Below are 22,445 nucleotides of genomic sequence, written 5' to 3'. Positions count from 1 at the left end.
ACCCCTGACCGACGGGATCCGGCGCCGATGCCCTGACCCGTGACCGACATCGAACGAGAAAGCTGAGCTCAAGTGCGAGTAGCGCAATCCTGGCTGGCGGAAATCCTGCAGCGCGCCACCCCCGAGTGGAACGTCACCCCGGAGGAACTCGACGCAGGCTTCGTCCGGGTCGGTCTCGAGGTCGAGGACATCGAGACCCTGGGGCGCGTCGCCCATCTCGTCATCGGACGTGTCGTGGAGATCACCGAACTCGAGGGCTTCAAGAAGCCCATTCGGTTCTGCCAGGTCGACGTCGGTGAAGACGTCCCCCGCGGCATCGTGTGCGGTGCCCGTAATTTCGCGGTAGGCGACCTCATCGTCGCCGCGTTGCCCGGCGCGGTGCTCCCGGGCGGGTTCGCCATTGCGTCGCGCAAGACGTACGGCCACGTGTCCGACGGCATGATCTGCTCGGTCGCCGAACTCGGCATCGGCAAGGACCATTCCGGCATTCTCGTCCTCGAGCCGGGATCCGGAGAGCCCGGTGACGACGCGAACGACCTGCTCGGACTCGGCGACACCGTGATCGAGCTCAACATCACCCCCGACCGCGGCTACTGTTTCTCCCTGCGCGGCCTCACCCGTGAACTCGCGTGTGGTTTCGACCTCGAGTTCATCGATCCGGCCCAGATCCCGTCGCTGCCGTCCGATGGCGGACAGAGCTACCCGATCCGGCTCGAACCGGAAGCAGGAGCGACGCGATTCGCGGCGCGGAAGGTTACCGGTATCGACCCCACCGCGGTCACGCCGTGGTGGATGCAGCGTCGCCTGCACACCGCTGGGGTCCGCCCGATCTCACCGGCCGTAGACGTCACCAACTACGTGATGCTCGAACTGGGCCAGCCCCTGCACGCGTTCGACGCCGCGACCTTGCAGGGCGAGATCGTCATCCGTCGCGCTGTAGCGGGGGAGAAGCTCACCACGCTCGACGGGGTGGAACGCGTGCTCGATCCCGAGGACGTCGTCATCACCGACGACAGCGGTGTCATCTCCCTCGCCGGAATCATGGGCGGCGCCACCACCGAGGTCGGGGACGACACCACCGACATCCTCCTCGAGGCTGCGACCTGGGATCCGCTTGCGGTCTTTCGTGGCAACCGCCGGCACAAGCTCAGCAGCGAGGCAGGCAAACGCTTCGAGCGCACCGTCGACCCCGAGGTTGCGCTCGCGGCGCTCGATCGTGCGGCGTCGCTGCTCACCTCGATCGCGGGCGGTCGTGTCGAGCCGACGCTGACCGACATCTCCGTGCCGACCGAGAGCGTCTCGATCCGCATGGACATCGACCTTCCCGATCGCACCGCCGGTGTCGGCTACGCGAACGGCACCGCCGCACGTCGACTCACACAGATCGGGTGTGCCGTCGAGGTCGGTGTCGCTGACGATGGGAAGGGCCAGTTGGTCGTCGCGCCTCCGTCGTGGCGTCCCGATCTGCGCCAGCCCGCGGATCTCGTCGAGGAGGTCCTCCGTCTCGAAGGACTCGAACAGATCCCGTCTGTCGTTCCCGCCGCGCCCGCGGGACGCGGACTGACCCCGAGCCAGCGTCGTCGTCGCGCGGTGGGACGTGCGCTCGCTTCCGACGGATACATCGAGGTCCTCGCTCCGGTCTTTCTGCCCGCGGGCGTGTTCGACACGTGGGGGCTGGGCGCCGAAGACCCGCGCCGCACCACCACCAAGGTCCTCAACCCGCTCGAGTCGGATCGACCCGAGTTGGCGACAACGCTGCTGCCGGGCCTGCTGGAAGTACTTTCGCGCAACGTGTCGCGCGGACAGCGTGACGTCGCGCTGTTCTCGATCGCGCAGGTGGTCCACCCCGGCCCCGAGACGACCTCGGTCGCGGCGCTTCCCGTCGATCGGCGCCCCACCGACGACGAGATCGCACTCCTGGAACGGTCCCTGCCTGAGCAACCCGTGCATATCGGCGGTGTCCTGTCCGGTTTGCGGGAGCCCGCAGGCCCCTGGGGCCCCGGCCGGGTCTCCGACGCGGCCGACGCGTTTGCGGCAGCCGAGACCGTTGCCCGGGCTGCGGGCGTGCAACTCGAGCGTCGGGCAGCGCAGTACCTGCCGTGGCACCCGGGCCGTTGCGCGGAACTGCTCGTCGACGGGGTCGTCGTCGGTCATGCCGGTGAACTTCACCCGGCCGTCGTCGAACGGTCCGGGCTCCCCGCCCGGACGTGCGCCTTCGAGCTGAATCTCGATGCGCTGCCGATCGTGGAGTTGCTGCCTGCCCCCATCGTGTCGCCATTCCCCGCAGTTCTGCAGGACGTCGCGGTCGTTGTCGCCGACGAGGTGCCTGCTGCGCGAGTGGAAGCGGCCCTGCGTAGCGGTGGCGGCGAATTGCTCGAGGACATCCGGTTGTTCGATGTCTTCACAGGTTCGCAAGTGGGCGACGGACGAAAGTCACTCGCCTTCGCGCTGCGGTTCCGTGCGTACGACCGCACCCTCACCGAGGATGAGGCGAGCGCGGCTCGCGACTCCGCTGTCGCTGCTGCCTCGGCCGCAGTAGGAGCGGAACTTCGCGGCTGACGCGGCAGCGGCGGGCGGGTGCGCGACGTAGCCTGAGGAGATGAGCACGCACGAATCGTCCCCAGAGCGCGTACCGGATCCCGACAGTCCGGAGGAACCGGTACCGGATGTGACACCGGCGGGGCCCGACACGCCGTCGGTGCCCGATGTACCGCCCGGTCCATCGATACCCGACGTTCCACCTATCGATCCGGAACCATCGCCCGATCCCGACATCACACCGACCGGGACACGAGCGCCGACGATCGAGGAGGTGACCGGGTACACGGAGGGCGGGGTACCGACCTTCGACTCGGTGCGCGACAAGATCGAGCGGCGAGCCGGTACAGCGACCGGCATGGAGGAGCTGGCCCACGAGAGTGCCGCGGGACGGAGCCTCGATGAGCAGTACGAGGAGCACAGGAAGGCCGCGGCCGACAGATTGGACGAGATCCGGCAGTCGATGAAGAAGACCTGATCGGGGAAAGCCCGGTATGGGAACCCAGTGATGAAATAATTTGCATGAGCGTGCATAATCAATCGCATGGGTAACTCACCGGCATTCACAGCGACACCGCAGTCGCCACTCCGGGTCGCAGTAGCGGGCGCCAGCGGCTACGCGGGTGGCGAGGTCCTACGCCTGCTTCTCGCGCATCCCGCCTACCTGGACGGATCCCTCGTCATCGGTGCACTGACCGCGGGTGGCAACGCGGGCGCCGCCCTGCGCGAGTTCCATCCGCACCTGCACCCGCTCGCGGAGCGAGTGCTGGCGCCGACCGACCTCGACTCGCTTGCCGGTCACGACGTCGTCTTCCTCGGGTTGCCGCACGGCCACTCCGCCGCGCTCGCCGAGCAACTGCCCGGTACTACTGTCGTGATCGACTGCGGCGCAGACTTCCGGCTCGAGGACTCCGACGACTGGCAACGCTGGTACGGAACCGACCATGCAGGCACCTGGCCCTACGGACTTCCGGAACTCGCCGGAAAGCGGGAGCAGCTCACCGGCGCCACCCGCATTGCGGTCCCCGGCTGCTACCCGACGTCCGCGACACTCGCGCTGGCCCCGGCCGTCGCTGCAGGCATCGTCGAACCGGCAGTCCGGATCGTGGCGGTCTCCGGAACCTCCGGCGCAGGCAAGTCCCCTCGAGTCGACCTGCTCGGTTCCGAAGTGATGGGCTCGGCGCGCGCCTACGGCGTCGCGGGCGCACACCGGCACACGCCGGAGATCAAACAGAATCTGTCCGCGCTCGCAGGCGCACCGGTGACGGTCTCGTTCACCCCCGTGCTGGCCCCGATGCCGCGCGGGATCCTGGCCACGTGCACCGCCCCGACCACAGCGTCGATCGCAGAGGTGCGCGCCGTATACGAAAAGGCCTATTCCGACGAACCATTCGTGCATCTGCTTCCCGACGGCGTGCTACCCGCGACCGGCGCCGTCGTCGGATCCAACGCCGTGCAGATCTCGGTCACCGTCGACACCGACGCCGGACTTCTGGTCGCAATCGCCGCGATCGACAATCTCACCAAGGGCACCGCAGGCGGTGCCGTCCAATCCATGAACCTTGCCGTCGGTCTACCCGAGACCGCGGGCCTGCCCACAGTGGGAGTTGCACCGTGACCGAGAGCACCGACAAGCACGCAGACCACGTCTACAGCGACGCGGTCGACATCGCTGGGGGACGGCTCATCCGCAGCCAGGGCGTCACCAGCCCCGCCGGATTCCGCGCCGCAGGAATTCCCGCAGGTATCAAGGTCTCCGGCAGGCCCGATCTCGCGCTCGTGTTCAACGAAGGCCCCGACCTCACTGCCGCCGGTGTGTTCACGGCAAACAAGGTCAAGGCCGCACCCGTCCTGTGGTCCCAGCAGGTGCTGGCCTCGCACGCATTACGCGCCGTGGTCCTCAACTCCGGGGGAGCCAACGCATGCACCGGACCCGGCGGATTCCAGGACACCCATGCCACCGCCGAAGCCGTCGCCGAGGCGCTGAGCAACTGGGGTACCGAGACCGGCGCCGGCGAGGTCGCCGTGTGCTCGACCGGACTCATCGGCGACCGATTGCCCATGGACAAGGTGCTCTCCGGCGTCCAGGACATCGTGCACGAACTTGCCGGTGGCATCTCCGGGGGTACCGACGCCGCCTACGCCATCATGACCACCGACACCGTGCCCAAGCAGGCTGCTCTGCATCACGCCGACAAGTGGAATGTGGGTGGCATGGCGAAGGGCGCGGGCATGCTGGCACCTGCGCTTGCCACCATGCTGTGCGTGGTGACCACCGACGCCGTCGCCACCGCCGAACAGCTCAGCCGAGCGCTGCGCGGCGCGACCCGCATGACATTCGACCGACTCGACATCGACGGTGCCACCAGTACCAACGACACGGTCCTGCTCCTCGCATCCGGCGCCAGCGGTGTGAGCCCGACGCAGAACGAACTCGATGCTGCCGTCCTCGCGGTATGTGACGACCTGGCAGCGCAGATGATGGCCGACGCCGAAGGCGTCACCAAGCGCGTCATCGTCACGGTGCGCGGTGCCGCTTCCGAGGCCCATGCCCTGATCGGCGCCCGCACGGTTGCCCGCGACAGCCTGGTCAAGACCGCGCTTTTCGGCTCCGATCCCAACTGGGGCCGTGTCCTCGCTGCGATCGGCATCGCCCCCATCGAACTCGACCCCGACAAGATCTCGGTGACTTTCAACGGCAGCCCGGTGTGCATCGACGGAGTCGGCGCTCCCGGCGCCCGTGAGGTGGACCTGTCCGGCATCGACATCGCGTTGGAGATCGACCTCGGTGTCGGCGACGCCGAAGCCTCCATCCGTACCACCGACCTCTCGCACGCCTACGTGGAAGAGAACTCGGCCTACTCGTCCTGATCGAGCGGCCCCCAGATCACCGGTCGATACAGGAGACCCCATGACCGACGACCTCATCGCGAGCCTGACCTCGCACCAGAAGGCGTTCGTACTCGCCGAAGCTCTGCCGTGGCTGCAGAAATTCCGCGACAAGATCGTCGTCGTCAAATACGGCGGCAACGCCATGACCGACGGCGCCCTCAAAGTTGCGTTCGCTGCCGACATGGCGTTCCTGCGCACCGTCGGCATACATCCGGTGGTGGTGCACGGCGGGGGCCCACAGATCAACACCATGCTGAAGCGGCTAGGCATGGAAGGCGAGTTTCGCGGCGGTTTCCGGGTGACCACCCCCGACGTCATGGATGTCGTACGCATGGTGCTGTTCGGACAGGTCGGCCGCGAACTCGTCGGCCTGATCAACAGCCACGGGCCCTACGCGGTCGGGATCTCCGGTGAGGACGCGCAGCTGTTCACCGCGACCCGGCGCACCGTCCTGGTAGACGGAACCGATACCGACATCGGGCTCGTCGGCGACGTCACCACCGTCGACCCCGCGGCGGTGCTCGACCTCATTGCGGCAGGACGCATCCCCGTAGTGTCGACCATCGCGCCCGACGCGGACGGCGTCGTGCACAACATCAACGCCGACACCGCGGCCGCAGCCCTCGCCGAAGCGCTCGGCGCGGAGAAACTCGTCGTCCTCACCGACGTCGAAGGTCTCTACACCGACTGGCCGGACCGTAGCTCGCTCACCTCGTCGATCGACACTGTCGCACTCGAGGCGCTCCTTCCGTCCCTCGACTCCGGGATGGTCCCGAAAATGGAGGCGTGCCTGCGCGCCGTACAGGGCGGAGTTCCCAGCGCGCACGTCATCGACGGGCGCCAGCCGCACTCCGTCCTGCTCGAACTGTTCACCGAAGAAGGTATCGGCACCATGGTGGTGCCTGCCCACGACCAGGAAGGCGCCGCATGACCGGCACGTCCGAGCTCCAGCAGCGCTGGGCCGGCTCACTCATGAACAACTACGGGGTGCCCAAGGTCGCGCTCGTCGCGGGCGACGGCGCCGTCCTCACCGACGCCGACGGTAAGCAGTATCTCGATCTGCTCGGCGGCATCGCAGTCAACAGCCTCGGTCACCGCCACCCGGCCGTCATCGAGGCCGTCACCGCGCAGCTGGGCCAACTCGGGCACGTGTCGAATCTGTATGCCTCTCAGCCGGTTCTCGACCTCGCCGAACAACTCCTCGGACGCTGGGGGCACCCGGGTCGCGCGTTCTTCTGCAACTCCGGGACCGAAGCCAACGAAGCCGCGTTCAAGATTGCGCGGCTCACCGGCCGTCCCAAGATCATCGCCGCCGAGAAGGCATTTCACGGTCGTACGATGGGTGCCCTTGCACTCACGGGTCAACCTGACAAGCGCGCACCGTTCGAACCGATGCCGGCAGGCGTGGAATTCGTTCCCTACGGCGACCTCGACGCACTCGCCGCCGCGATCGACGACACCACCGCCGCCGTGTTCCTCGAACCGATCATGGGTGAGTCGGGCGTCGTCGTACCGCCCGAGGGATACTTGGCAGGTGCTCGTCGCCTCACCTCCGAACACGGCGCGCTGCTCGTGCTCGACGAAGTGCAGACCGGCATCGGCCGCACCGGCACCTTCTTCGCGCATCAGGCGGCAGGAATCGTCCCCGATGTGATGACGCTTGCCAAGGGACTCGGCGGAGGCCTCCCCATCGGCGCGGTCCTCGCAACCGGATCCGCCGCCGATCTGCTCACCCCGGGCAAGCACGGCACCACCTTCGGCGGCAATCCAGTGTGCGCTGCTGCGGCGCTCGCCGTGCTGCGCACCATCGACGAACAGAATCTGCTCGCCCACGTCGATTCGGTGGGCAAGGCGCTCTCCGCCGGAATCGAAGAACTCGGTCATCCGCTCGTGGATCACGTGCGCGGTTCGGGCCTGCTTCTCGGCATCGTGCTCACCGGCACCAAGGCCGGTGCTGTCGAAGCCGCCGCGCGCGACGCCGGGTACCTGATCAACGCGGCCGCAGCCGATGTGATTCGTCTCGCGCCGCCGCTCATCCTCACCCAAGAGCAGGCGGACGGATTCGTCACCGCACTGCCAGGCATCCTCGACACCGCATCCCAGGAAGGGGGCCGGTGACCATGGTCAGACATTTCCTCCGCGACGACGATCTCACCCCGGCGGAACAGAACGAAGTCCTCGAACTCGCCGCAGAGTTGAAGAAGAATCCGCTCTCGCGTCGCCCACTCGAAGGCCCGTACAGCGTCGCTGTCCTCTTCGACAAGACGTCCACACGGACCCGCTTCTCGTTCGATGCGGGCATCGCACAACTCGGCGGACACGCGATCGTCGTCGATGCGGGCGCCACCCAGATCGGCAAGGGCGAAACCCTCGACGACACTGCGCGCATGTTCTCCCGCTTCACGAAGGCGGTGGTCTGGCGCACGTACGGTCAGGACCGTATCGAGACGCTCGCCACTCACTCCGACGTGCCCGTGGTCAATGCGCTCACCGACACCTTCCACCCTTGCCAGGTTCTCGCAGACCTGCAAACCATCCGCGAGCACAAGGGCAGCACCGCAGGCCTGAAGATGACCTACTTCGGTGACGGCGCCAACAACATGGCGCACTCGCTGATGCTCGGCGGCGTCACCGCGGGCATGCACGTCACCGTCGCCACCCCAGAAGGGTTCGCCCCCGACCCGGATGTCGTCGAGGCCACCCGTGTCCGTGCCGAGCAGACCGGCGGAAGCATCACGATCACCGGTGAGCCGCGGGCCGCGGCGGAGGATGTCGACGTCCTCGTCACCGACACCTGGGTGTCCATGGGACAGGAGAACGACGGCCTCGACCGAGAGGCGGTGTTTCGGCCGTTCCAGCTGAACGACGAGATCGTCGCACTGTCGAAGTCCGACTCGATCGTGTTGCACTGCCTTCCCGCCTACCGGGGCAAAGAGATCACAGCCGAGGTCATCGACGGTCCCCGCGCGGTCGTGTGGGACGAAGCGGAGAATCGTCTGCACGCGCAGAAAGCACTGCTCGTGTGGCTGCTCGAACAGAGCCGGAGCTGACGATGAGCACCGCGCCCGACCGAGACGACATTGCGGTGAGCGCTCCGACTCGGGCGGCCCGGCAAGCACGCATCATCGCGTTGTTGGCCGCACGCGCGGTGCGCAGTCACACCGAGCTCGCGGCCATGCTTGCCGATGAGGGCATCGAAGTTTCGACCGCCACGCTCTCCCGTGATCTCGAGGAACTCGGAGCCGTCAAGCTCCGGGCGGCCGACGGGGGAGCAGGCGTGTATGTCGTCCCTGAGGACGGAAGTCCGGTCCGCGGCGTCACGGGTGGCACCGACCGACTGTCGAAACTTCTCGGCGAACTGCTCGTGTCGACCGACTCGAGCGGCAACATCGCGGTGCTTCGTACCCCTCCCGGAGCAGCGCACTATCTGGCCAGTGCACTCGATCGTGCATCATTACCGGAAGTGGTCGGCACGATCGCGGGTGACGACACCATCGCTGTGATCGCCCGGGAACCGAACACCGGAGCCGACCTGGCTGCGAAAATCGAATCACTCGCCTGACCTACCACTGATCGACAGACGTCAAAGACAAGAAAGATAAGAAGGAGCACAATCACCATGGCCGATCGCGTCGTACTCGCCTACTCGGGCGGGCTGGACACCTCCGTTGCCATCAGCTGGATCGGCAAGGAGACCGGCAAGGAGGTCGTCGCCGTCGCCATCGATCTCGGCCAGGGCGGCGAGGACATGGAGGTCGTGCGTCAGCGCGCCCTCGACTGCGGGGCTGTCGAATCCGTGGTCGTCGATGCCAAGGACGAGTTCGCGACCGAGTACTGCCTGCCGACCGTGCAGGCCAATGCTCTGTACATGGACCGCTACCCATTGGTGTCTGCGATCAGCCGTCCGCTGATCGTCAAGCACATCGTGCAGGCTGCACGGGAGCACGGCGGCACCATCGTGTCGCACGGCTGCACAGGCAAGGGCAACGATCAGGTTCGATTCGAGGTCGGCTTCGGCGCCCTCGCTCCCGACCTGCAGGTCATCGCGCCCGTCCGCGACTACGCCTGGACCCGTGAGAAGGCGATCGCGTTCGCTGGTGAGCACGGCCTGCCGATCAACGTGACGAAGAAGTCTCCGTTCTCGATCGATCAGAACGTGTGGGGTCGCGCTGTCGAGACCGGCTTCCTCGAAGACCTGTGGAACGCTCCGACCAAGGACGTCTACGACTACACCGAAGACCCGACCCTCAACTGGCAGGCCCCCGACGAGGTCATCATCAGCTTCGAAGCGGGACGTCCTGTCGCCATCGACGGCAAGCACGTCACCACACTCGAAGCGATCCAGCAGCTCAACAAGCGTGCCGGTGCCCAGGGTGTGGGCAGACTCGACATGGTCGAGGACCGTCTCGTCGGCATCAAGAGCCGTGAGATCTACGAGGCTCCCGGCGCGATCGCGTTGATCACGGCTCATCAGGAGCTCGAGCACGTCACTCTCGAACGCGAGCTCGGCCGCTACAAGCGTCGCGTCGAAGAGCGGTGGAGCGAGCTCGTCTACGACGGCCTGTGGTTCTCCCCGCTCAAGTACGCGCTCGACGCATTCGTCGAGAAGACGCAGGAACGCGTCACCGGCGACATCCGAATGGTCATGCACGGCGGTCATATCTCGGTCAACGGTCGCCGCAGCCCCGAGTCGCTGTACGACTTCAACCTCGCCACCTACGACGAGGGGGACAGCTTCGACCAGTCGAACGCCAAGGGCTTCGTGCAGATCCACGGCCTCTCCTCGAAGGTCGCGGCCAAGCGCGATCTGGGCCTGTAACAATGACTCAGGCTCACGGCACCAACGAAGGTGCCCTGTGGGGCGGCCGGTTCGAATCGGGACCGGCCGCCGCCATGGCGGCTCTGAGCAAGTCCACGCACTTCGACTGGGTGCTTGCCCCGTACGACGTGCGCGCCTCGCAGGCCCATGCGAAGGTCCTGCACCGTGCGGGGTTGCTGACCGAGTCCGATCTGGCGACGATGCTCGACGGTCTCGAACAGCTCGCCACGGACGTCGCCTCAGGGGCGTTCACCCCGGCAGAATCCGACGAGGACGTCCACGGTGCGCTCGAACGCGGACTCATCGAGCGCGTCGGTCCCGAGATCGGTGGGCGGCTGCGGGCGGGACGGTCGCGAAACGACCAGGTCGCCACGTTGTTCCGGATGTGGCTCCGAGACGCGGCCCGGCGTATCGGCGACGGAGTTCTCGACGTCGTGGAGGCGATCGCCGGGCAGGCTGCGGCGCACCCGGACGCGATCATGCCGGGCAAGACGCACCTGCAGGCCGCGCAGCCTGTGCTCCTTGCACACCACCTGCTCGCGCACGCGCATCCGCTGCTGCGAGACGTCGACCGCGTGCGCGATTTCGACAAGCGCGCTGCCGTGTCGCCATACGGGTCGGGCGCGCTGGCGGGGTCGTCGCTAGGGCTGGACCCGGATGCGATCGCCGAGGATCTCGGGTTCGACTCCGCTGCGAACAACTCGATCGACGCGACCAGTTCGCGCGACTTCGCGGCCGAGGCTGCGTTCGTGTTCGCGCAGATCGCGGTCGACCTATCGCGGATGGCGGAAGAGGTGATCCTCTGGAGCACACCCGAATTCCGGTACGTCACACTCGCCGACGCATGGTCAACAGGGTCGTCGATCATGCCGCAGAAGAAAAACCCCGATGTGTCCGAGCTCACGCGCGGAAAAGCCGGGCGTCTGATCGGCAACCTCACCGGTCTGCTGGCCACGCTCAAGGCACAACCGCTCGCCTACAACCGAGACCTCCAAGAAGACAAGGAACCGGTCTTCGATTCGGTTGCGCAACTCGAGTTGTTGCTGCCCGCCATCACCGGGCTGATAGCGACACTGACGTTCCACACCGACCGCATGGCAGAACTCGCACCGGCCGGTTTCACCCTCGCGACCGACATCGCGGAGTGGATGGTCCGGCAGGGCGTGCCCTTCCGGGTTGCACACGAAGCGGCCGGGGCGTGCGTACGTGTCGCAGAAGCACGTGGTGTCGGACTCGATGAGCTCACTGACGACGAGCTCGCTGCGGTCGATCCCGCCCTCACTCCTTCTGTCCGTGAGGTGCTCACGGTCGAGGGATCGGTGGCCTCGAGGAATGCGCGCGGCGGCACGGCAGGTGTCCGCGTCGCCGAGCAGCTCGACGACGTGCGGGCCGAAACGCAGAACCTGCGCTCGTGGGTGCGCGCCTGACCGAGTAGAGCTCGGACCACGATCTGTTGCCATCGGGCGACACTTCGTGGGGCACCACCGACAGGGGCGGGCCGTGTGGCACTCTGAGACCGTGAACCGGGACGTCGGACGCCAGGTGGAGGGGGCGGTAGGTGGAACTCAGTTCTGACGCGGTGATCGGGTCCCTGCGGCGCATCATTGCCACGGCACAGAACGGTCTCGAGGTGGTCCGTTTCGGCGGCCTGGAATCGGGGGCAACGCCGTCTCCGTTCCAGGTCGTCGTGCGTACCCCGATGTACCGGCTCCGTCGGTACTTTCCCGAAGCCGACACCGCCCGCTCAGGAATTCCGATCGTGCTCGTGCCTCCGATGATGATGGCGGCTGATGTGTACGACGTCACCCCCGACGCGGGTGCTGTCGGGATGCTGCAGTCGCTGGGACTGGACCCGTGGGTAGTCGATTTCGGGTCGCCCGACCAAGAAGAAGGCGGGTGGGGACGCACGCTGACCGATCACATCGTGGCCCTCGACGACATCATCGATCGGGTCCACGAGTACACGGGTCGCGACGTCCACCTGTCCGGGTACTCGCAGGGCGGAATGTTCTGTTATCAGGCTGCGGCATACCGGCGGAGCCGCAACATCGCGAGCCTCGTGACGTTCGGGAGCCCCGTCGACACCCTGGCAGCGCTCCCATTCGGTATTCCCGATGCCCTCGCGGTCAGATCCGCGGACTTCCTGGCCGACCACGTATTCAACCGGCTTGCGATCTCGGGCTGGATGGCGCGCACCGGCTTCCAGTTCCTCGATCCCGTCAAGACCGTACGCTCACGCATCGACTTCCTCATGCAGTTGCACGACCGTGAGGCACTCCTTCCGCGTGAACCGCAGCGCAGGTTCCTCGATACGGAAGGTTGGGTGGCATGGTCGGGGCCGGCCGTCGCAGAACTGCTGCGGCAGTTCATCGCGCACAACCGGATGATGAGCGGCGGGTTCGTGATCAACGACCGCGCGGTCAGTCTCGCTGAGATCACCTGCCCGATACTCGCTTTCGTCGGTGAGGTCGACGACATCGGCCAACCGCTCGCGGTTCGAGGCATCCGCAAGGCCGCGCCTCGCGCCGACGTGTACGAGTATTCGCTGCGCGCGGGTCATTTCGGTCTCGTCGTGGGATCGGTTGCTGCACAACAGACGTGGCCGGCTGTGAGTGAATGGGTGCACTGGCGTGACGGCCAATCGGACCGGCCCGTCGGAGTGGTTCCGATGGAAACGCCGAATCCGCACGGAGAAGACGAGACCGGTGTGACAATCGGTAATCGCATCACTCACACAGCCACGACGATCGCCGAGGTGGGTACCGAACTCGTCGAAGGCGTCGCAGACATCGCCGTCGGCGCTGTACGGGGTGCCCGCGAACTGTCGGGGGAAGCGATACGTGCTCTACCGCGGCTTGCTCGGTTGCGGCAACTCCAATCCCACACTCGTGTCTCTGTCGGAGGATTGCTCGCCGAACAGGGCAGCAAGGCCGCTCAACGCGAGTGCTTCATCTACGACGACCGCGTGTACACGTACGCGGTCGTCAACGCTCGGATCGACGCCATCGTCCTCGGTCTCGTCAGTTGTGGAATCCGCCCGGCCATGCACGTCGGCATCCTGATGGGAACTCGTCCCAGCGCTATGGCGGCAGTTGCTGCGGTGTCGCGGCTCGGCGGGGTGTCGGTGATGCTGGCCCCTGGTCCGGACCTCGCCGAGGCCATCAGGCTCGGCGCCGTCGAGAAGGTCATCACCGATCCGGAGAACCTCGACCGCGCCGCCGCTACCGGTCTGCCCGCGCTGGTCCTCGGCGGTGGCGACGTTCGCGACCTGGATGTTCCGCCCGGTGCTGACGTCGTCGATCTCGAACGGCTCGACGTGTCGGCCGTGGAGCTGCCGGGCTGGTACGTGCCGAATCCAGGGCTCGCTCGCGAACTGGCGTTCATACTGTTCACGGGTAGCGGCGACGCACTCGAGATGAAGCGGATCACGAATCACCGGTGGGCGTTGTCGGCCTTCGGCACTGCGACCGCAGCGGCCCTCGACCGCGGCGACACCATGTATTGCCTTGCACCTCTGTATCATTCGTCGGGTTTGCTGGTCGGGCTCGGGGGAGCTCTTGCGGGTGGCGCCCGAATCGCTCTGTCGCGGGAATTGGACCCGGCGCGGTTCCGCGAGGAGATCCACCGCTACGGGGTGACGGTGGTGACCTACACCTGGTCGATGCTCCACACTGTCCTCGGCAGCTCCTCCTGGCACTCCGACGATATCCATCCCATCCGATTGTTCCTCGGGTCCGGTATGACACCGGGCCTGTGGCGGCGCACCCTGGAGCGATTCGCGCCGGCGCGGGTCCTCGAGTTCTACGCGTCGACCGAGGGCGACATCGTGCTGGCGAATGTGTCCGGGGCCAAGATCGGTTCGAAAGGGCGTCCCTTGCCAGGCAGCGCCGAGGTCCGACTGGCTGCCTACGACGCGATTGCCGGACGACTTGTCGAGGGCGACCGCGGGTTCGTCCGTGAATGTGACTCCGATGAAGTCGGGTTGCTGCTCGGCCGACGGGGTCACTCGGCGGAAAGCCTCACCGCAGTGATGCGGGGTGTGTTCGAGCCGGGCGACAGTTGGGTCCCTACCGACAATCTGTTCCGGCGCGATGCCGACGGGGACTTCTGGCTCCTCGACAACAAGCGTTCGGTCATCGTGACACCGCACGGCCCGGTCTATGCGCAGCCGGTCGTCGATGTTCTCGGCAGTCTCCCGCGCGTCGACCTCGCAGTGTCGTACGGAGTGTCCGTCGGCCACGCCGATATCGCAGTGGCGGCAATCACGCTCCGCGAGAACCGGGCGCCGACCGCGTCCGAGATCACAGTGGCCCTCGACGCCCTGCCGGTCGACGAGCGACCGGATCTGGTTCATGTGGTTGCGGAGATAGCTCTCGGACCGTCGTATCGCCCGGTCACCGAGGTTCTGCATGCACGAGGGTTACCTGCTCCCAGCGTCCGGTCCTGGTATGCAGACCCCGCGACGGGGGCGTACCGACGGTTCACCAAGGCGGTATGGACGAAGTGGACGTCGGGCACGGACCGCTCCGGCCCGGTCGCGCGGTAGCCTGAGCGCGTTCACCACCAACCGTCGAGAGGACCTCCGTGGCCGTCGATCCCACACTGTTGAGCATCCTGGCCTGCCCGCAGGACAAGGGTCCGCTTCTGCTAGTCGACGACACGGTGCTGTACAACCCCAGGCTGCGCCGCGCCTATCCCATCGAGAACGGAATTCCGGTTCTGCTCGTCGACGATGCACGTGACGTCTCCGACGCCGAGCACGAGGATTTCGTCGCGCGCGGTGTCGCCGGGTGGGTGGCGAGCTGAGCTCGGACCGCCTCTCGGCTCTCGATCCGGTTGCTGCAGCGCGCGCCGTGCTGACTGCTCACATCAGAGTTGGCGAGGTGACACTGCGTGTTACCGAGGTCGAGGCCTACGGCGGACCCGAAGACAGCCCGTGGCCGGATCCGGCCGCGCATTCGTACCGGGGCCCGACCGGTCGCAATCGAGTCATGTTCGGTCCTGCCGGACACCTGTACGTCTATCGGAGCTACGGAATCCATCACTGCGCGAACATCTCGGTCGGTGCCCCCGGCGTGGCGTCCGCGGTGCTGTTGCGCGGTGCCGAAGTGCTCACCGGTGAAACCGCAGTACGGACTCGGCGGACGCCCGGCACCCCCGTGGAGAATCTCGCTCGGGGCCCGGGAAATCTTGCGCAAGCACTCGGGCTGACCCTCGAGGACAACGGTCTGGATGTATTCGCGCCGGGTGCGCGGGTATCGGTCACCCTCGCCGAAGTGGTGACACAGGTGGAGGCGGGACCGAGGGTGGGAATCAGCGTCGCTGCGGACCGGCCGTGGCGGTTCTGGATCCGCGGTGGGGTCGGCGTCTCCGCATACCGAAGGAGCCCACGCGCTCCGATCCTCTGAGCCGTAGTGGGATGATCGAACGGTGACTGAGCAAATTCTGGACGAACTGACCTGGCGCGGGCTCATTGCCCAATCGACCGATCTCGACGCACTTCGACGGGACCTCGATGCAGGTCCGGTCACGCTCTACGCCGGATTCGATCCCACGGGGCCGAGCCTGCACGCAGGTCATCTCGTGCCGCTCCTCGCACTCAAGCGCTTCCAGCGAGCCGGACATCGGCCGATCGTGCTCGCCGGGGGTGCGACGGGCATGATCGGCGATCCACGCGACGTGGGGGAGCGGACCATGCAGTCCGCCGATACAGTCGCCGATTGGTCTGATCGCATCCGTGGCCAACTCGAACGGTTCGTCGATTTCGGGGACCCGGACACCGGCGCGGTAGTGGTGAACAATCTCGACTGGACGGGCCAGCTCAGTGTCGTCGATTTCCTGCGTGATGTCGGTAAACACTTCTCCGTCAATGTCATGCTCGCGCGCGACACGGTCAAGCGCCGCCTCGAGGGCGACGGAATCTCGTACACGGAATTCAGTTACATGCTGCTCCAGGCCAACGACTACGTCGAACTTCGCCGCAAACACGGGTGCGTGCTCCAGGTCGGTGGCTCCGATCAGTGGGGCAACATCATCGCGGGTGTCGAACTGAACCGGCGCACCGACGGAGCCTCGGTGCATGCCTTGACCGTTCCGCTCGTGACCTCTTCGGACGGCAAGAAGTTCGGAAAGTCGACCGGCGGTGGAAGCCTGTGGCTCGACCCGGCTATGACGAGCCCGTACGCGTGGTACCAGTACTTCGTCAACGCGGCAGACGCCGACGTCATGAAGTACCTGCGATGGTTCACATTCCTCTCACGGGACGAACTGGCCGAGCTCGAGACCGCGACCGCCGAACGTCCCCACGCACGCGAGGCCCAGAAGCGTCTCGCAGCAGAGATGACGACCCTCGTCCACGGTGAAGCGAACACTCACGCGGTCGAACACGCCAGCCGGGCATTGTTCGGGCGCGGCGAACTCGCGGAGCTCGACGAGGGGACGCTGGCTGCCGCGTTGACAGAGGCTTCGGTAGCCGAGGTCCGAGCCGGCGATCCGAACACCATCGTCGACCTTCTGGTCGCAACGGAACTGTGTGAGAGCAAGGGGGCGGCTCGACGGACCGTCAAGGAGGGCGGTGCGTCGGTCAACAACGTCCGCGTCTCCAGCGAGGACTGGACGCCGTCGGGCAACGATCTACTCCATGGCGAGTGGATGGTCGTACGTCGCGGCAAACGGAACTTCGCCGGTGTGCGCGTCGTGCAGAGCTGACAACGTAGCGGCGCCACCGCTGTCAGGGCGTCTACCAGGCGATTTGACGCTCTGTTAGCGGTGGCGTAACTTTGTCGTTGTTCGAGCGACAGGGACACCAACCCGAGCTGAGAGGGTCGGGGATATGGTAATGTTCAGGTCCGCAAGAACAATCACAGCAGGAACAGAACGAGGGTTTGCACCCTGTATGCTGGCTGTGATAGGTTGGAACGGTTGCCCCGGAGCTGGTTGAAGCAAGTTCGAACAGCGATGGTGTGTGCGTGTTCTTTGAGAACTCAACAGTGTGCCGATGAATGTCAGTGCCAATTATTTTGGTGCGATCGCCGATGATGTTCGGTGGTCGAATTTGCTGATCATCACATTCTTCCGTCTGTGGTGGTCAGTGTTTTGCTAGTTTGAGTTTTTTTGCTAGTGATTTGGCTCGATGTCTTTGACTGATCAGCCCTTCGGGGTTTTGATTATGAGTCTTTAACGGAGAGTTTGATCCTGGCTCAGGACGAACGCTGGCGGCGTGCTTAACACATGCAAGTCGAACGATGAAGCCCAGCTTGCTGGGTGGATTAGTGGCGAACGGGTGAGTAACACGTGGGTGATCTGCCCTGCACTTCGGGATAAGCCTGGGAAACTGGGTCTAATACCGGATATGACCAAAGGCTGCATGGTTTTTGGTGGAAAGTTTTTCGGTGCAGGATGAGCCCGCGGCCTATCAGCTTGTTGGTGGGGTAATGGCCTACCAAGGCGACGACGGGTAGCCGGCCTGAGAGGGCGACCGGCCACACTGGGACTGAGACACGGCCCAGACTCCTACGGGAGGCAGCAGTGGGGAATATTGCACAATGGGCGAAAGCCTGATGCAGCGACGCCGCGTGAGGGATGACGGCCTTCGGGTTGTAAACCTCTTTCACCAGGGACGAAGCGCAAGTGACGGTACCTGGAGAAGAAGCACCGGCCAACTACGTGCCAGCAGCCGCGGTAATACGTAGGGTGCGAGCGTTGTCCGGAATTACTGGGCGTAAAGAGCTCGTAGGCGGTTTGTCGCGTCGTCTGTGAAATCCCGCAGCTCAACTGCGGGCTTGCAGGCGATACGGGCAAACTCGAGTACTGCAGGGGAGACTGGAATTCCTGGTGTAGCGGTGAAATGCGCAGATATCAGGAGGAACACCGGTGGCGAAGGCGGGTCTCTGGGCAGTAACTGACGCTGAGGAGCGAAAGCGTGGGTAGCGAACAGGATTAGATACCCTGGTAGTCCACGCCGTAAACGGTGGGCGCTAGGTGTGGGTTTCCTTCCACGGGATCCGTGCCGTAGCTAACGCATTAAGCGCCCCGCCTGGGGAGTACGGCCGCAAGGCTAAAACTCAAAGGAATTGACGGGGGCCCGCACAAGCGGCGGAGCATGTGGATTAATTCGATGCAACGCGAAGAACCTTACCTGGGTTTGACATGTACCGGACGACTGCAGAGATGTGGTTTCCCTTGTGGTCGGTATACAGGTGGTGCATGGCTGTCGTCAGCTCGTGTCGTGAGATGTTGGGTTAAGTCCCGCAACGAGCGCAACCCTTGTCCTGTGTTGCCAGCACGTAATGGTGGGGACTCGCAGGAGACTGCCGGGGTCAACTCGGAGGAAGGTGGGGACGACGTCAAGTCATCATGCCCCTTATGTCCAGGGCTTCACACATGCTACAATGGTCGGTACAGAGGGCTGCGATACCGTGAGGTGGAGCGAATCCCTTAAAGCCGGTCTCAGTTCGGATCGGGGTCTGCAACTCGACCCCGTGAAGTCGGAGTCGCTAGTAATCGCAGATCAGCAACGCTGCGGTGAATACGTTCCCGGGCCTTGTACACACCGCCCGTCACGTCATGAAAGTCGGTAACACCCGAAGCCGGTGGCCTAACCCCTTGTGGGAGGGAGCCGTCGAAGGTGGGATCGGCGATTGGGACGAAGTCGTAACAAGGTAGCCGTACCGGAAGGTGCGGCTGGATCACCTCCTTTCTAAGGAGCATCTCCTGTCTCGGATCGACACGTTGGTGTCGGGGGAGCAGGCAGAGCCATTACGGATACACATGTTGTCCGGTGGTGCTCATGGGTGGAACGCTGACAAGTACTTCTCATCCGGGTTTGTCCACTGTGGCGAATTCGAGGGGTTATATCGGTGCACTGTTGGGTCCTGAGAGAACACGTTGTTTGTGTTTGATCAGCGACGATGACCTGCGAAAGTTTTCCGCCTTCAGGGTGGGTTCCGGTAGGGGTTGTTGTGTGTTGTTTGAGAACTGCACAGTGGACGCGAGCATCTTTGTTGTAAGTGTTTATGAGCGTACGGTGGATGTCTTGGCACCAGGAGCCGATGAAGGACGTGGGAGGCTGCGATATGCCTCGGGGAGCTGTCAACCGAGCTGTGATCCGAGGATTTCCGAATGGGGAAACCCAGCACGAGTGATGTCGTGTTACCCGCGCCTGAATATATAGGGCGTGTGGAGGGAACGTGGGGAAGTGAAACATCTCAGTACCCACAGGAAGAGAAAACAATATGTGATTCCGTCAGTAGTGGCGAGCGAACGCGGAAGAGGCCAAACCATGGGTGTGTGATACCTGGCAGGGGTTGCACTTGTGGGGTTGTGGGGTTCATTGTGTCGGCGCTGCTGAGTCGGCCAACAGTAAGAAATCATGGTGTTAGTCGAAGTGGTCTGGAACGGCCTGTCGTAGAGGGTGAGAATCCCGTAGACGAAAACGCTGTGACTGTTGATGTGAATACCCAAGTAGCACCGGGCCCGTGAAATCCGGTGTGAATCTGTCGGGACCACCCGATAAGCCTGAATACTCCCTGGTGACCGATAGCGGACTAGTACCGTGAGGGAAAGATGAAAAGTACCCCGGGAGGGGAGTGAAATAGTACCTGAAACCGTGCGCTTACAATCCGTCAGAGCCTGTGCAGTCTTTGGTGGCTGGTGGGTGATGGCGTGCCTTTTGAAGAATGAGCCTGCGAGTTAGTGGCATGTCGCGAGGTTAACCCGTGTGGGGTAGCCGTAGCGAAAGCGAGTCCGAATAGGGCGGTGCAGTGGCATGTTCTAGACCCGAAGCGGAGTGATCTACCCATGGCCAGGGTGAAGCGATGGTAAGACGTCGTGGAGGCCCGAACCCACTTAGGTTGAAAACTGAGGGGATGAGTTGTGGGTAGGGGTGAAAGGCCAATCAAACTCCGTGATAGCTGGTTCTCCCCGAAATGCATTTAGGTGCAGCGTCGCGTGTTTCACTCTGGAGGTAGAGCTACTGGATGGCCGATGGGCCCTACAAGGTTACTGACGTCAGCCAAACTCCGAATGCCAGGGTGTGAGAGCGCGGCAGTGAGACTGCGGGGGATAAGCTTCGTAGTCGAGAGGGAAACAGCCCAGATCGCCGGCTAAGGCCCCTAAGCGTGTACTAAGTGGAAAAGGATGTGGGATCGCTGAGACAACCAGGAGGTTGGCTTAGAAGCAGCCACCCTTGAAAGAGTGCGTAATAGCTCACTGGTCAAGTGGTCCTGCGCCGACAATGTAGCGGGGCTCAAGTACACCGCCGAAGCCGCGGCATTCGCATGACACACGCTTGTTTCTGCGGAAACTTGTGCAGTGGTGTGGATGGGTAGGGGAGCGTCGTGTGGCCGTGGAAGCAGCAGTGTGAACTAGTTGTGGAGGCCATGCGAGTGAGAATGCAGGCATGAGTAGCGAAAGACGAGTGAGAAACTCGTCCGCCGAATGACCAAGGGTTCCTGGGCCAGGTTAATCCGCCCAGGGTGAGTCGGGACCTAAGGCGAGGCCGACAGGCGTAGTCGATGGACAACGGGTTGATATTCCCGTACCCGTGTGAACGCGCCCCTGATGAATCACTGGTACTAACCGTCCTGAAGCAGGTCTGTTCCCTTCGGGGGATGGGTGTGTGGATGCACGGGACCTTCGGTGGTAGTAGTCAAGCGATGGGGTGACGCAGGAAGGTAGCTGGGCCGGCTGGTGGAATAGCCGGTGTAAGCCTGTAGGGCGAGTGGTAGGCAAATCCGCCACTCATGTGCCTGAGAGGTGATGCGTAGCCGTTGTGGTGAATTCAGTGATCCTATGCTGCCGAGAAAAGCCTCTAGCGAGCTTTCACATGGCCCGTACCCCAAACCGACACAGGTGGTCAGGTAGAGAATACTGAGGCGATCGAGATAACTGTGGTTAAGGAACTCGGCAAAATGCCCCCGTAACTTCGGGAGAAGGGGGACCTCGTCTGGTGATCGCCTTTACGGTGTGAGCTGGGTGGGGTCGCAGAGACCAGAGAGAAGCGACTGTTTACTAAAAACACAGGTCCGTGCGAAGTCGTAAGACGATGTATACGGACTGACGCCTGCCCGGTGCTGGAAGGTTAAGAGGACCGGTTAGCTGCCCTTGTGGTGGCGAAGCTGAGAATTTAAGCCCCAGTAAACGGCGGTGGTAACTATAACCATCCTAAGGTAGCGAAATTCCTTGTCGGGTAAGTTCCGACCTGCACGAATGGCGTAACGACTTCTCTGCTGTCTCGACCACAGACTCGGCGAAATTGCATTACGAGTAAAGATGCTCGTTACGCGCGGCAGGACGAAAAGACCCCGGGACCTTCACTATAGCTTGGTATTGGTGTTCGGTTCGGTTTGTGTAGGATAGGTGGGAGACTGTGAAGCGGGCACGCCAGTGTTTGTGGAGTCGTTGTTGAAATACCACTCTGATCGTATTGGATGTCTAACCTCGGGCCCTGATCGGGTTCAGGGACAGTGCCTGGTGGGTAGTTTAACTGGGGCGGTTGCCTCCTAAAATGTAACGGAGGCGCCCAAAGGTTCCCTCAGCCTGGTTGGCAATCAGGTGTTGAGTGTAAGTGCACAAGGGAGCTTGACTGTGAGACTGACAGGTCGAGCAGGGACGAAAGTCGGGACTAGTGATCCGGCACCGGCATGTGGAAGCGGTGTCGCTCAACGGATAAAAGGTACCCCGGGGATAACAGGCTGATCTTCCCCAAGAGTCCATATCGACGGGATGGTTTGGCACCTCGATGTCGGCTCGTCGCATCCTGGGGCTGGAGTAGGTCCCAAGGGTTGGGCTGTTCGCCCATTAAAGCGGCACGCGAGCTGGGTTTAGAACGTCGTGAGACAGTTCGGTCTCTATCCGCCGCGCGCGTAAGAAACTTGAGGAAGGCTGTCCCTAGTACGAGAGGACCGGGACGGACGAACCTCTGGTGTGCCAGTTGTCCCGCCAGGGGCATGGCTGGTTGGCTACGTTCGGAAGGGATAACCGCTGAAAGCATCTAAGCGGGAAGCCTGTTCCAAGATGAGGTTTCTCACCCTTTATTGGGGTAAGGCCCCCGGCAGACCACCGGGTTGATAGGCCGGAACTGGAAGCGCAGTAATGTGTGGAGGTGACTGGTACTAATAGGCCGAGGACTTATCATGAAGGTGTTACGCGTCCACTGTGCGGTGTCTGAGACAGCACATGCTTCGTATCCATTGTG

Annotated in this window: 14 protein-coding genes and 2 rRNA genes; all 16 read left to right on the top strand. The window is 63.9% G+C overall.

Annotation, left to right across the window (positions count from 1 at the left end; all coding sequences use genetic code 11):
• Window positions 1-72 precede the first annotated feature (72 nt).
• Entirely contained in the window at window positions 73-2,559 is a 2,487-nt protein-coding gene (gene pheT / locus ACSYG9_RS24280) for a phenylalanine--tRNA ligase subunit beta (RefSeq protein ID WP_440124860.1), read from the top strand.
• Between the two features lie 40 nt (window positions 2,560-2,599).
• Window positions 2,600-3,016, top strand: coding sequence for a PspA/IM30 family protein (locus tag ACSYG9_RS24275; RefSeq protein ID WP_454840274.1), 417 nt, complete (start codon window positions 2,600-2,602; stop codon window positions 3,014-3,016).
• A gap of 66 nt (window positions 3,017-3,082) precedes the next feature.
• Window positions 3,083-4,156 (top strand): N-acetyl-gamma-glutamyl-phosphate reductase, encoded by a 1,074-nt coding sequence (argC, locus tag ACSYG9_RS24270; protein WP_440124858.1) that lies wholly within the window; start codon window positions 3,083-3,085, stop codon window positions 4,154-4,156.
• Window positions 4,153-5,409 (top strand): bifunctional glutamate N-acetyltransferase/amino-acid acetyltransferase ArgJ, encoded by a 1,257-nt coding sequence (gene argJ / locus ACSYG9_RS24265; protein WP_454840272.1) that lies wholly within the window; start codon window positions 4,153-4,155, stop codon window positions 5,407-5,409. The genes argC and argJ overlap by 4 nt, the downstream gene beginning before the upstream one ends.
• Before the next feature lie 40 nt (window positions 5,410-5,449).
• Entirely contained in the window at window positions 5,450-6,361 is a 912-nt protein-coding gene (gene argB / locus ACSYG9_RS24260) for an acetylglutamate kinase (protein WP_440124856.1), read from the top strand.
• Window positions 6,358-7,548 carry an acetylornithine transaminase gene (locus ACSYG9_RS24255; RefSeq protein WP_440124855.1) on the top strand — a complete coding sequence of 397 codons (1,191 nt, stop codon included), beginning with the start codon at window positions 6,358-6,360 and terminating at the stop codon, window positions 7,546-7,548. Before argB ends, ACSYG9_RS24255 begins: the two co-directional genes overlap by 4 nt.
• Window positions 7,549-7,550: 2 nt before the next feature.
• Complete coding sequence (argF, locus tag ACSYG9_RS24250; protein WP_440127789.1) at window positions 7,551-8,480, top strand: ornithine carbamoyltransferase; 930 nt, start codon at window positions 7,551-7,553, stop codon at window positions 8,478-8,480.
• Window positions 8,481-8,482: 2 nt separating this feature from the next.
• Window positions 8,483-8,992: an arginine repressor gene (locus ACSYG9_RS24245; protein ID WP_440124854.1), complete on the top strand. Its 510-nt coding sequence runs from the start codon at window positions 8,483-8,485 to the stop codon at window positions 8,990-8,992.
• Between the two features lie 57 nt (window positions 8,993-9,049).
• Window positions 9,050-10,249, top strand: coding sequence for an argininosuccinate synthase (locus tag ACSYG9_RS24240; RefSeq protein WP_169686759.1), 1,200 nt, complete (start codon window positions 9,050-9,052; stop codon window positions 10,247-10,249).
• A 2-nt stretch (window positions 10,250-10,251) separates the two neighbouring features.
• Window positions 10,252-11,676, top strand: a complete 1,425-nt coding sequence (gene argH / locus ACSYG9_RS24235; RefSeq protein ID WP_440124853.1) for an argininosuccinate lyase — start codon at window positions 10,252-10,254, stop codon at window positions 11,674-11,676.
• A gap of 131 nt (window positions 11,677-11,807) precedes the next feature.
• On the top strand, window positions 11,808-14,795 hold the full coding sequence (locus tag ACSYG9_RS24230; RefSeq protein ID WP_440124852.1) for an alpha/beta fold hydrolase: 2,988 nt from the start codon (window positions 11,808-11,810) through the stop codon (window positions 14,793-14,795).
• 38 nt (window positions 14,796-14,833) lie between these two features.
• Complete coding sequence (locus ACSYG9_RS24225) at window positions 14,834-15,055, top strand: Trm112 family protein (RefSeq protein ID WP_054807378.1); 222 nt, start codon at window positions 14,834-14,836, stop codon at window positions 15,053-15,055.
• Window positions 15,052-15,657, top strand: coding sequence for a DNA-3-methyladenine glycosylase (locus tag ACSYG9_RS24220; protein WP_440127788.1), 606 nt, complete (start codon window positions 15,052-15,054; stop codon window positions 15,655-15,657). Before ACSYG9_RS24225 ends, ACSYG9_RS24220 begins: the two co-directional genes overlap by 4 nt.
• Before the next feature lie 22 nt (window positions 15,658-15,679).
• On the top strand, window positions 15,680-16,957 hold the full coding sequence (gene tyrS / locus ACSYG9_RS24215) for a tyrosine--tRNA ligase (protein ID WP_454840269.1): 1,278 nt from the start codon (window positions 15,680-15,682) through the stop codon (window positions 16,955-16,957).
• 468 nt (window positions 16,958-17,425) lie between these two features.
• Window positions 17,426-18,947 (top strand): 16S ribosomal RNA (locus ACSYG9_RS24210).
• 304 nt (window positions 18,948-19,251) lie between these two features.
• Window positions 19,252-22,386 (top strand): 23S ribosomal RNA (locus ACSYG9_RS24205).
• Together the 16S and 23S rRNA genes form the textbook arrangement of a ribosomal RNA operon.
• Window positions 22,387-22,445: the final 59 nt, after the last annotated feature.

It is taken from the genome of Rhodococcus sp. SJ-2, assembly GCF_053750035.1.
This window is presented reverse-complemented; position numbering and strand designations above follow the sequence as displayed.

Excerpts from the sequence above, each read along its gene's own strand:
- ACSYG9_RS24275 (WP_454840274.1), top strand. The coding sequence starts at position 2,600 with ATGAGCACGCACGAATCGTCCCCAGAGCGCGTACCGGATCCCGACAGT.
- argC (WP_440124858.1), top strand. The coding sequence starts at position 3,083 with ATGGGTAACTCACCGGCATTCACAGCGACACCGCAGTCGCCACTCCGG.
- argB (WP_440124856.1), top strand. The coding sequence starts at position 5,450 with ATGACCGACGACCTCATCGCGAGCCTGACCTCGCACCAGAAGGCGTTC.
- ACSYG9_RS24255 (WP_440124855.1), top strand. The coding sequence starts at position 6,358 with ATGACCGGCACGTCCGAGCTCCAGCAGCGCTGGGCCGGCTCACTCATG.
- argF (WP_440127789.1), top strand. The coding sequence starts at position 7,551 with ATGGTCAGACATTTCCTCCGCGACGACGATCTCACCCCGGCGGAACAG.
- ACSYG9_RS24245 (WP_440124854.1), top strand. The coding sequence starts at position 8,483 with ATGAGCACCGCGCCCGACCGAGACGACATTGCGGTGAGCGCTCCGACT.
- ACSYG9_RS24240 (WP_169686759.1), top strand. The coding sequence starts at position 9,050 with ATGGCCGATCGCGTCGTACTCGCCTACTCGGGCGGGCTGGACACCTCC.
- argH (WP_440124853.1), top strand. The coding sequence starts at position 10,252 with ATGACTCAGGCTCACGGCACCAACGAAGGTGCCCTGTGGGGCGGCCGG.